Origin of the sequence: Algimonas arctica (assembly GCF_014652695.1) — a bacterium.
Classification (GTDB): Bacteria; Pseudomonadota; Alphaproteobacteria; order Caulobacterales; family Maricaulaceae; genus Litorimonas; species Litorimonas arctica.
Window position 1 is genome coordinate 405,569 of sequence record NZ_BMZH01000002.1, and the last position, 9,416, is coordinate 414,984.

6 protein-coding genes and 1 pseudogene are annotated in these 9,416 nt (G+C 51.2%); 6 read left to right on the forward strand and 1 reads right to left on the reverse strand.

What is annotated here, in order from left to right; translation table 11 throughout:
* Positions 1-3: 3 nt before the first annotated feature.
* The 5 genes from bufB (at position 4) to nrtS (ending at position 3,657) form a co-directional block, all read left to right on the forward strand.
* Positions 4-861 carry an MNIO family bufferin maturase gene (gene bufB / locus IE105_RS04130; RefSeq protein ID WP_189495701.1) on the forward strand — a complete coding sequence of 286 codons (858 nt, stop codon included), beginning with the start codon at positions 4-6 and terminating at the stop codon, positions 859-861.
* Positions 848-1,645, forward strand: coding sequence for an HvfC/BufC N-terminal domain-containing protein (locus tag IE105_RS04135; protein WP_189495703.1), 798 nt, complete (start codon positions 848-850; stop codon positions 1,643-1,645). Before bufB ends, IE105_RS04135 begins: the two co-directional genes overlap by 14 nt.
* Entirely contained in the window at positions 1,632-2,174 is a 543-nt protein-coding gene (locus tag IE105_RS04140; protein ID WP_189495705.1) for a DoxX family protein, read from the forward strand. Before IE105_RS04135 ends, IE105_RS04140 begins: the two co-directional genes overlap by 14 nt.
* Before the next feature lie 254 nt (positions 2,175-2,428).
* The gene (locus tag IE105_RS04145) at positions 2,429-3,427 is read left to right on the forward strand and encodes an alpha/beta hydrolase (protein ID WP_189495707.1); all 999 of its coding nucleotides are present in this window, start codon (positions 2,429-2,431) and stop codon (positions 3,425-3,427) included.
* A 2-nt stretch (positions 3,428-3,429) separates the two neighbouring features.
* Positions 3,430-3,657, forward strand: a complete 228-nt coding sequence (nrtS, locus tag IE105_RS15625; RefSeq protein WP_189495709.1) for a nitrate/nitrite transporter NrtS — start codon at positions 3,430-3,432, stop codon at positions 3,655-3,657.
* A 613-nt stretch (positions 3,658-4,270) separates the two neighbouring features.
* On the opposite strand, the pseudogene IE105_RS04155 reads toward nrtS, so the two are convergent.
* Positions 4,271-4,975: pseudogene (locus tag IE105_RS04155) on the reverse strand (IS6 family transposase).
* A gap of 889 nt (positions 4,976-5,864) precedes the next feature.
* Between IE105_RS04155 and IE105_RS04160 the strand changes: the two are divergent.
* Positions 5,865-9,416 (forward strand): beta strand repeat-containing protein (locus tag IE105_RS04160; protein ID WP_189495711.1); only part of this gene is annotated, 3,552 nt, incomplete at its 3' end.

Genomic DNA, 9,416 nt, shown 5'->3' on the forward strand with positions numbered 1-9,416 from the left:
ACCATGACACGTCAATCCGCACTCCCCCCTAGTGCCGGTCTCGGCTTAAAGCCCGATTACTATCGGGACGCGCTTGAGACAGATGTGGATGATATTTGGTTCGAGGTTCACCCTGAAAATTATATGGTCGCAGGCGGTCCGCGATTGGCGTGGCTGGACGCTATCCGGGACAATCATGCCCTTAGCTTTCATGGTGTCGGCGCCTCTTTGGGGGGGCTCGGTCCATTCGATGCGCCTCATCTAAAGGCTCTCAAATCACTGATAGAACGGTTTGAACCAGATCAAGTTTCCGAACATGCGACATTCTCAAGCCATCAGGGCCAATATCACGCTGACTTGCTGCCGTTACCTCGAACGGAAGAGTCTATCGCGCATCTTTCCTCGCGTGTGAGTGCTTTCCAAGACGCGATTGACCGCCGTATCCTCCTTGAAAATCCGACAAATTACCTAAACTTTGCGTGTGAATGTGATGAACCGGAGTTCTTAACACAAGTTGCAAAACGGTCCGGATGTGGGCTTCTGATCGATCTTAATAATATATGGGTGAGCGCGAATAATATCGCTATTGACCCATACGACTATATCAGGCGCATTGCCCCCAACTTTGTTGGCGAAATTCATATTGCAGGGTATTCGTCCGACCCGATTCTAGGCGACAGCTTTCTAATCGATAGTCATGATGCGCCGATAAAATCGACCGTATTTAATCTTTTAGAATATGCACTCAAGCTTTGGGGGCCAAAACCCGTCCTTATCGAACGTGACGGGAATATCCCTGAATTTGATATTCTCTTAGATGAGCGTCAAAAAGCTCAAGCGTTGATTGATGCTTGTATGAGCGAGCGCGATGACGCCTCTTGAAAAACATATAAATTTAATGGCGGGCTATGCGCGGTTCCAGGCGGAGCAAAGCGACCTTGCACCGCTAATGATATGCAATGCCGCGCCGGGCCAGCGGGCGCTAGTCTATAGAAATTCAGGAATGCTTGGACTGGTTGGAGCGCTACGCTCTAACTACCCGTGTTTAGAAGCTCTCATGGGCGAAGCCTTCTTTAGTGAAATGGCAAAAGCTTATATTCACAACTATCCGCCCGTGCAAAGATCTTTAGTGGGATACGGTGGTCAGCTCGCTGACTTCATTGACGCTCAAGTTGCTGAGCACAAACTTGTCTGGCTTGGAGATTTAGCTCGCCTTGATCGAGCTTGGCTTGAAGCTCACCTTGCAGCGGATGCAGCGCCACTGCCACTCGACCAAATTGCCGAAGTCCCACAAGAAAAGTTGTTAACTGCCTTGCTGGAGTTTCATTGCAGCTTGCGGATCGTAGAAACCCGCTGGGACATTGCCCCTCTTTGGCTCAAATTAAAATCTGGGAATATACCGGACGCGCAACAAACTCTCGATGACAGCCTATCGGTCACGATGTTCTGGCGACCTAGGGGTGAAGTCATAGCCAGAGCTCTCCTGCCAGAAGACCGCACATTTCTTCAAACCCTTCTGCAACGCAAGACCTTGAATGAAGCGTGTTCGAATATTCTTGAAACCGACCCTTACGCTGATCTTGCGGTTCTCATCGCGGGCATCGTTTCAGCAGGCTTAATCACTGACTTAATATTTGAGGAGGCGCATACTTATGAAAACCCTTAATAGCTTAAAATCCGGATACCTTTGGTTTGGGCGCAAGGCGAATGTCTTGGAACCCTTGGCTTTGCTACTTGCGCGATTGGCTGTGGCCCGCGTTTTCTTCATGTCGGGTCTGACGAAATGGAATGGGCTATTTCAGTTTAACGCAGAAAAATACGACCTCTTCCTCTATGAGTTCTTTTGTCCTGAAGAGGCTCGTCCCGGCGCATTGGTTTTATGCAAGAATGTCACTGAAGGAACCTACTCTTCGTCCATGCAGTGGGTCGTAGAAAGAGCGGCGAACATGGCCGGGATCATGGAAATCGTCTTACCTCTTCTTTTGGTCTTAGGGTTCACGTCACGTCTTGCGGCCACGGGCTTATTGATCATGACTTTGACCATCGAATTTTTGGTCTTTCCGGATGCGGATAGTTGGTGGGGCAGTCATGCTTGGTGGGCGGTTATTCTGTTTGTGATAATCGTCCGCGGTCCCGGAGTATTGTCGCTTGATAGATTTGTGGGTCTAGAAGGGCCTCAGAAAATTACCGCATGATCCGTTTGTCGTCTCTCGCTCTGTTTATCCTGATTGGTGCTTGCTCGCATACGTACGTGCCCGCCGGCTCTCCCAATTCATGGGTCAAAACGGCGACAATGGCGGCGCCCAGCTCAAGTCATTTTGATGAAAAGCTAACTACATTGCTATACGTTACGGATAGAGCCACTGACGCCGACCATATTTATGGACATGACCGATCGAACGCGATGGTTCTGGGAACGGCTCATGTAAACTTAATGAACATGAGTGGCATGGACTATAACGATTACATGTCGGGAAACCCTGAGGGTGTTTCCGTGCCGAAATATGAACTGAATGCCTCTGAAGAACTTGTCAGGTTTCCGGGCACGCCGCTTCCGTTTGCCATTGAAAACGGCGTTCGGATTAGAAACAGCGTCTCGATAAATAGTTATGAAAATGCGCGCCGTATCTTTCGAGATAGACTCACACAAGAACTCCTGTCCCGTGAAACTGGGAAGGTCGTTCTTTATGTTCACGGCTTCAATACCAGTTTTGAACATGGCGTCTTTGACTTACTGGAATTAACCGCTGCGTCCGGATGGGATGGTGTCCCAATCCTCTACAGCTGGCCGACAGGTAGTAACAATATTTTGAGCTATTTCGCTGACACACAGGACGGGGCCTTCTCGGTCTATCATCTCAAAGAAACGTTGCGGATTATCGCTGCGACAGAAGCCGTCGATGACGTCACGATCATCGCGCATAGCCATGGAGCTTCTATTGCGACAACCGCGCTTCGTGAATTGTTGATCGAAACGCGGGGCTCCGGTCTATCTATGCGGGACACTTATCGCATTTCGACGCTGGTTCTCGCAGCACCGGATATCGATATAGGGGTGATGGAACAAAGGCTTGTCGCTGAAGAATTCGGACTGGGGTTTAAGCAGATCAATGTTTATCTAAATTCGGACGACAATGCGTTGGGCTTTGCAGCAAAATTATTAGGCGCGCCTCGCTTTGGCGCGATGACACCGGACGAAATGTCTCCTGAATCCAAAGCTGTTTTTCGGAGCGTGAAATCGGTGCATTTTATCATCGTTACAGACGCTGTCGGAAAGGCAAGGCATAGCCATTTCAGACTTCACCCCGGAGTTCTTGCAGACATTGCAATAACCATCCGCACGGGCGCTGAACCATCGGACCCTGAACGACCATTGGAGCATTTGGATCTCAATTTTTGGCAGATCGATAAAACATACAGGCCTGTCTATAGAGGCAATGTCAGGTGAATATGAATGGAAAATCCGTGTTCAGGATCACTCTGAATCGGGCCATAGTTGTCGCGTTGGTAGTTGGGACAATCCTGATTTTGATAAATCAATACGAAAAAATTATTAGTCTTGAACGTTTGAATATTTGGAAAACAGGTCTGAGCTATATAGTTCCTTTCTGCGTATCGGCCTACAGCTCCATTGTTGAGCGCCGAGATACGGGAAAACGCAATCAATTTCTAAAGTAGACGCTGTTTTCCTATCTGCGTATATCGCTGGCAAGGCAGGGTTTTGATTATAGTCTATTTATAGCATTGTCAGCTTAAACGACGACAGCCGTATTTCTAACAAATCAGCCCGCCCCTATACGGCAATCTGTCTGACGTCAGCGCTTACGAGACAGATTTGAGTCTGGGCTAAGCGAGGGGTTCTCAAGGGAAGTGCCGGACGAACGCCTCCTCGTTTCGCCGCTTTAGAATAATCGCATAAATAAGGCCCGCGTTCTAACGTCTCTGAAAACTTGGCGGCATTCGATTTTTTCTTGCAAACGATAGCCTGTTTCCTGCAGCATGATTGCCTGATCTGCTAATCTTGTTCCCTGCCACCCCGGCTCAATTTCCTTGTTAATTTTCAGCAGGGAAATCACTAAATAACTACGTGAAATCAGCGCTCTGCATGGATATAATCCCGAAATCAGACGCCATTCCGGTCGATTTCGCGGGTTTTCCCTGTAAATTCCCTGTAAAGCAGGGAATTAGAGTGTGAGACTAGCTCTCGCCGGACTGCGTCCACTACCACGCACCCGGCGGGCATTGTCAGCCTGAACGCCGTAGCGTGTTGATGAGAAGAACAGCTATACCCCTACGCCACGATCAATCCACGCCATTCAATGAGTGATGCATCACTCATCGCTTTGAAACGAGTCCGGCTTTCGAGATGTCTTTGATGGTTGAAGTGATTGTAGACTACGGCGTGGGTAGAGGTGAACTTCTGGAGCGTCGAAGTCTTCCTGAAGCGGGTCATGCCGCGCTCTCGTCGCCTGAACGGTCGGTGTGAACTCTCGGCTCGGTTGTTGGCATATTGCTCGGTGTTCTGACGGCTCTGATTACCAATGTCGCGCATAGCAGCTCCTTAGGACCGGAGCTTGTCTGTAATGACCATTGGGGGTGGACCGTAGCGCTTCATCGCCTTCTTCAAGAACTGTAAAGCCGCGAGTTTGTCGCGGTTCTTGGTGACATAGCACTTCAGGATCTCCCCTTCGTGATCGACGGCCCGCCATAGGTAATGCTGGAGGCCATTGATCTTCACGAACACCTCATCGAGGTGCCACTGCCATTGGGTATGCTGGCGCAGATACGCCGAGCGATTAACCCGTATCTGCTTTGCGAAGACGGGTCCAAATCGGTCAACCCAAAGACGAATGCTCTCGTGGAAGACGTCTATCCCGCGCTCACGAAGCAGGTCTTCGACATTGCGGAGCGACAGCGGGAAACGGACATACATCATCACGGCAAGTTGGATGACTTCCCAAGATGTTTTGAAATACCGGAACGGGTTCTGGGTCATGCGCAAACCCTATCACATCGCTTCAAACGAAAGTTTCCCTGACAATGCCGGGCTTAAATTTGCCCCCCTATTCGTCTGGGTCGTGGAAATTAACGATCGCAAAATGGTGTTAGCTCATCGCTGCACCAAACACCGACCCTGTCTGACGCTGCGCACTTGGAGGTGGCCGAACATCTTTTAGGAAAAAAATTAAACGCTCTGTTGCAAAATTCTGAAACCTGCAGAACCTCTTGCTTGCTCACGCTTTAAAACCGTCAAAAAACGCTTCCACCCACCCTTTCGGGTGATTGTTAATGCCAAAAATTCCCACATACTCACCCTAGCGGGACGAAAGTGCATTCCACGTATGACTGGAAGCACGGGGGGTATTATGTCGATATGTACGAAAAATCCAACTCAACTGACGTCGTTCTTAATCGGGGCAGGCGCCAGGCACGCCTTTCAAATGAAAGGTCTTCGTCTTTTTATTGCGTTGTGTTTTGCCGTCGCGGGCTTAGCGGTATCGACGCAAAGCGCTCAGGCGCAAGTCAGTTGCCCGGCGACTAGATTTGATGGTGACAATGCTACTGCGATCTCCGATAATTTTTCCTGTCCCCTCGGCACACTTATCGGCCCCGGGCAAGATGGGGTTGAAGTTTACGGTCAATTAGGCATTTCGAGAGCCCTCATATTGAGGGTCTTTGTGTCGGGATCTTTGCTGCACGGCAGCGCAATAACAAGCACATGTTCCGGTTCTGGTTGCGGACCTACACAGCCAGACTCGCCGTCTGTAGAATCGATTGCATGCAACTCTGCGTATGGAGGCGGACCATGCGATATATCTTTCAGTTACAATGATACGGTCGGCACAGTCTCTGCGGCATTTTCGATCGCCGATGGAGCAGGCACGTTGCCCGCGTTTGTAGTCAACGGCGGTGCGTTTGTTCCTGACACGACATCACCAATTATCTCTTCTTTCACCCGTAAGACGCCCTCGGGTCAAACTACAAACAGTGACAGCCTCACATTCTTGGCGACCTTTGACGAAGATGTTACGGGCATATCCAGCGCTGATTTTATGGCCACCGGAACAACGGCGATGGTGTCAGCAGTCAGTCAGGTCACAGCGGCAACATATGACGTGACGGTTTCAGGCGGCGATCTGGCAAACTTTGTCGGAACGGTTGGATTGGCGCCGTCTGCCGGCATGGCCTATCAAGACCTCGCGGGAAATGCTGGCATCACGGCCGCCCCCGCCACTAGTGAAACCTATTCACTGGTGCAGGTGCCGGACGCGCCGTCGTCTCTTGCATTAGTGAGCGTTGTCGCCCTTGCAGACAATAACGCGGACGTGTCATTTTCATGGAACGCGCCTGACACGTCTGGCAACGGGTCTGCCGTGTTCCAGCAGACAGGTACCGCTTATACGGATGCCACATGTACAACACCTTCCGCGCTCGCGACAGGCGGCGGCGGCATAGCCTCTACTGAGACGCAGACATTGACGTTCGGGCCGCCCGCTTACCTTCCGGGTGCGACTGGCAGTCTTAATATTGTCGCGGTTAATGCGATCGGCAATTCTCTGCCGTCAAATTGCGTTTCCTTTACAATGCCGGCCGATACAACCGCTCCGACACTCACCGCTGTGTCAATCGCCTCCAATAATACGAACACGGCTAAGGCAAAAGACGGTGATGCCATCATAGTCAGCTTCACATCTGACGAAGCGCTGGACACACCGCCTGTTGTCACAATCTACGGCGGCGGGACGACTGTCACAGGATCGGGGACAAGTTGGTCAGCGGTCTCGACCGTTGACGGTACTAGCCCTGAAGGCGACGCCGCCATCAATATCTCCGGATTTAAAGATGCCGCGGGAAACACCGCGACAGCTGTGACCGCAACAACCGACGGCAGCGCTGTTGATGTGGATAGAACGGCGCCGACGGTCTCGAGCATTGATTTATTTTCTGGCCAAGTGTCGCCCACAGATGACGACGCTATCAGTTGGGGTGTTCAGTTTAGCGAAGACGTTACGCTCGACTCTAATGGCGCTGATTTTGTGTTCTCTGGACTGTCGACGGCGAGTAAGTCCGCTAGTAATGTGAGCGATAGCTTTTATGAGGTGTCGACGGCAAATGGGGATTTAGTTAATTTTAACGGGACAGTAACGGTAAGCTTAGCGCCTGGCCAAACCATTACCGACAAAGCCGGAAATGCTCTCGTGAATACTGCGGTAACCGGAACAAATGATAACAGCATTGAAGTGGTAAATGATGCGACTGCGCCTGTCCTGATTGTCGGGCTGGCGTCAAATAACGCAAACACAACCCTAGCCAAAGCCGGGGACGTCATCACAGCAACCATCGTGGCCGACGAACCTTTAGCTGCGGCTCCCACGGTAACAATCGCGGGGGAAACAGCGACGGTGACGGGCAGCGGTACAACATGGTCGGGGGCAATTACGGTTTCCGGTTCAACCACAGAAGGCGCGGTCGCAATAAATATCTCAGCCTATGAAGATGCTGGTGGGAATGCGGGGACTACAGTATCCGCAACAACAGACGCCAGTGCGGTCACGATTGGCCGCGTTCCTGACGCGCCATCCAATCTTCAAGTCTCATATGTTTTCAGTCCCGCTAAAAACCTTTCTCCAGATCCGAATGCCGCCGTGTTTACTGAAGTCTTACTCAATTGGACCAACAACCCACTGAATGGACCGACAGACACGGTTCTAGCTCCTCATAATATTTGGTTTGAGAAAGCCGGAGCTTGTACAAGTTCGAGGACGAATGGGTCAGGGTTATTTTTGGGGACGACGTCATTTTCACAACTTTTGCACCGCACCACTTTTCCAGAGGGGACGACGGTAAGTTTGCAGATAATCGCGAACAATGACTTCGGCGAGTCCGCATCGTCCAATTGCGTTACTATTGTTATCCCGCCTCTTGATTTGACCGCCCCATCCGTCACATCCGTCGTGCGAACGACGCCTGCGACTGAAAATACTGATGCAGATACGCTGACTTGGACGGTTACTTTTGATGAAGAAGTGTCTTTGATCGACAGTACCGATTTTGAGTTCACGGGCACGACAGCCAACGCCAGCGTCACCATGCAGAGCGCGACTGTTTATCAAGTGACGGCCAGTGGGGGTGACCTCGCCTCTTATAATGGTCAAGTCGGACTCGCTTTCGCCGCGGGGCAGAACATTGCCGATCAAATCGGATTTAATGCCCTTACGAATACGGTGCCGACGGGGTTGAACCAGACCTACCAATTGACCAATGATAACACGCTGCCCACGTTGACCTCGATTGTCCGTAAAACGCCTCTTGGCGAAAAGACGAATGCGGATAGCCTGACCTGGGCCGTGACATTTAGCGAGGACGTTCAGAATTTAGATGCCACCGATTTTAGCGTGTCGGGAACCACAGCAACGGTCGGCGTGACAGGCAGTGGAGTGACCTATGATGTCACAGCGTCTGGGGGTGATCTGGCTGGACTGGGGTCTGGATTCGGAGCACAGACCGTATCTTTAGCTTTGGCCGCTGGCCAAAACATTCAAGATTTATCAGGGAACGCTTTATCAAACTTAAGTGCGACGGGCGCGACAGAAAGTTATGCCGTCAATAATGGAGCCTTGACGATCGCCTCGATCACGCGCGTTGATTCCGGGACGCAAGCCCCCGCTGCACAGCTGACAAATGCCGATAGTCTCGCATGGGATGTTCAGTTTAGCGGTATTACTGGCGAGTTTTCGCTGTCTCCAGCAGATTTCACATTAACGGGAACAACCGCGACTATCGCGTCTGTTGATCGCTATAGTATCGGCTTTATTGTCCAGGCGTCGGGTGGAGATCTAGCGGATCTGAATGGTAATGTAACGCTCGGCTTTGCCAACACAACACCCGTCGATGAGTTCGGCAACGCCTTTACCGATAAAACGCCGAGGGGAGTGAGTGAAGATAGCTATACGCTCGACAATGCGGCTCCGACCTTAGTCAGTATTGTTCCAGATGCAGGGACGGCCTCGCTGACGGATGCCGATACAATCTCATTCATCTTCACATACAGCGAAAACCTCGATGTAAGTGCGGCGAATATCGCCAATGTTCTCGTGACGGGAACGACGGCCACTGTGACGATCACCCCGATAAGCGCGTCTGTGGCGCGTGTGACTCTGACGGGCGGCGACCTAGCAGATCTGAATGGCCCCGTCACGGTCGGTTTGAATGAGGTCAACAACGTTACCGATCCGGCGGGTAATCCGATCGCCAGTATCAACCCGACAGGGGTGAATAATAATTCTGTTCAAATCCAGAATGATGGCGTTGCGCCGACGCTTGTGATCACATCGACGTCTTCCGACCCTGTGTCTGGCGCGTTCCCGATCACGGTGACGTTTAATGAGGATGTGAGCGGCTTTGTTCTGGGTGACCTGACGGTTGGTAACGGCGCG

What these genes read in the sequence shown, in the direction of transcription:
- bufB (WP_189495701.1), top strand. Translation starts at nt 4, where the DNA reads ATGACACGTCAATCCGCACTCCCCCCTAGTGCCGGTCTCGGCTTAAAG.
- IE105_RS04135 (WP_189495703.1), top strand. Translation starts at nt 848, where the DNA reads ATGACGCCTCTTGAAAAACATATAAATTTAATGGCGGGCTATGCGCGG.
- IE105_RS04140 (WP_189495705.1), top strand. Translation starts at nt 1,632, where the DNA reads ATGAAAACCCTTAATAGCTTAAAATCCGGATACCTTTGGTTTGGGCGC.
- IE105_RS04145 (WP_189495707.1), top strand. Translation starts at nt 2,429, where the DNA reads ATGGACTATAACGATTACATGTCGGGAAACCCTGAGGGTGTTTCCGTG.
- nrtS (WP_189495709.1), top strand. Translation starts at nt 3,430, where the DNA reads ATGAATGGAAAATCCGTGTTCAGGATCACTCTGAATCGGGCCATAGTT.